Origin of the sequence: Clostridium sp. ZBS2 (assembly GCF_023845855.1) — a bacterium.
GTDB classification, from domain to species: domain Bacteria; phylum Bacillota; class Clostridia; order Clostridiales; family Clostridiaceae; genus Clostridium; species Clostridium aquiflavi.
The window spans coordinates 1-280 of record NZ_JAMQIF010000146.1 but is presented as its reverse complement, the minus strand read 5'-3'; the positions used below and the strand labels follow the sequence as shown (position 1 = coordinate 280).

Annotated in this window: 1 pseudogene; it reads left to right on the top strand. The window is 44.3% G+C overall.

Annotated features, from left to right (window positions below):
* Window positions 1–280: pseudogene (locus NG918_RS16760) on the top strand (hypothetical protein); the annotation flags it as partial.

Here is a 280-nt window from a genome sequence, read left to right as displayed (position 1 = left end):
CGGATTCCCATCGCTATTTAATGAAGAAACCGGGCTATTATCTTTCTGAAGAGAAGTATATTGCGAGGTTACGTAAAGAACTGCAGTTAGCGCCTTACAGTCGCTTTCCATTAACGTGGATTATGGAAGCCGCAGATGATATTTCTTATTGTGTCGCCGATCTTGAAGACGCGGTAGAGAAAAGAATCTTTAGCGTTGAGCAGCTTTATCACCATTTATATCACGCGTGGTGCCACCATGAGAAGGATTCGCTGTTTGAGCTGGTGGTAGGAAATGCGTG